1 protein-coding gene is annotated in these 1236 nt (G+C 66.9%); it reads left to right on the forward strand.

The features are described 5' to 3' along the window. Nucleotides 1-12 precede the first annotated feature (12 nt). Nucleotides 13-1236: AMP-binding protein (locus tag ACFWR9_RS42725; protein ID WP_383853108.1), on the forward strand; the 1224-nt coding region annotated here is incomplete at its 3' end.

Consider the following 1236-nt stretch of genomic DNA (forward strand, 5'->3'; position numbering starts at 1 on the left):
ACGTTCGGTGAGCTGCTGGGGCGGGTGCGGGAGACAAGCTTGGCGGCTTTGGAGCATCAGGAGGTGCCGTTCGAGCGGTTGGTGGAGGTGCTGGCGCCGGACCGGTCGCTGGCGCGGCATCCGCTGTTCCAGGTGATGCTCACTCTTCAGAACGTCGATGGGGCGGGTCTGGAGTTGCCGGGTGTGCGTGTGGCGCCGGTGGGGGTACAGCTGGCGGCAGCGAAGTTTGATCTCGATGTGTCGTTGGGTGAGGTGGTTGGTGGTGAGGGTCGTCCGGCGGGGTTGCGGGGGTCGGTGACGGGGTCGGTGGATCTGTTTGATGCGGGGACGGTGGAGCGGGTCGGTCGGTGGTTGGTGAGGGTCCTGTCGGTCGTGGTTGAGGATCCGCAGGTGCGGGTGGGGCAGGTTGAGGTGTTGTCGGAGGTGGAGCGGTATCAGGTGGTGGACGGCTGGAATGACGGTGTTGTGCCGGTGCCGGGTGTGACGTGGGTGGAGTTGTTCGAGCGGCAGGTGGTGCGAGATCGGGGTGCGGTGGCGGTGGTGTGTGGTGAGGAGAGTCTGACGTACGGCCAGTTGGATGAGCGGGCGTCGCGGTTGGCGGGGGTGTTGGCTGGTCGGGGTGTGGGTGTGGAGTCGGTGGTGGGGGTGGTGTTGGGGCGGTCGGTGGATGTGGTGGTGGCGTTGTTGGGTGTGTGGAAGGCGGGGGGTGCGTATGTGTTTGTTGATCCGTCGTATCCGGTGGAGCGGGTGGGTGTGGTGTTGGGGGAGGCGGGGCCGGTGTGTGTGGTGACGGTCCGGGAGTTGAGTGGTGGGTTGCCGGGTGGTTTGGGTGTGCCGGTGGTGTGTCTGGATGATCCGGGGGCGGCTTCTGCGCCGGTGGTGGGTCCAGCGGTGGGTGCTGGTCCTGGTGTGGCGGCGTATGTGATGTTTACGTCGGGGTCGTCGGGTGTGCCGAAGGGTGTGGTGGTGTCGCAGGGGGCGGTGGTGGGTTTGGTGGCTGCTTTGGGTCCGGTGTTGGGTGCGGGTCCTGGGGTGGGGGTGTTGCAGTTTGCGTCGTTTGGGTTTGACGGTTCGGTGCTGGATGTTGCGGTGACGTTGGCGTCGGGTGGGCGGCTGGTGGTGGCGTCGGAGGCGGAGCGGGTGGATGTGGGGTTGTTGGCGGAGTTGGTGGTGCGGGAGGGGGTGGGGGTGGCGAGTGTGGTGCCGTCGTTGCTGGGTGTGGTGGACCCGGTGACG

The sequence above is a fragment of the Streptomyces sp. NPDC058534 genome (genome assembly GCF_042717365.1).
In the GTDB taxonomy this organism is placed as follows: domain Bacteria; phylum Actinomycetota; class Actinomycetes; order Streptomycetales; family Streptomycetaceae; genus Streptomyces.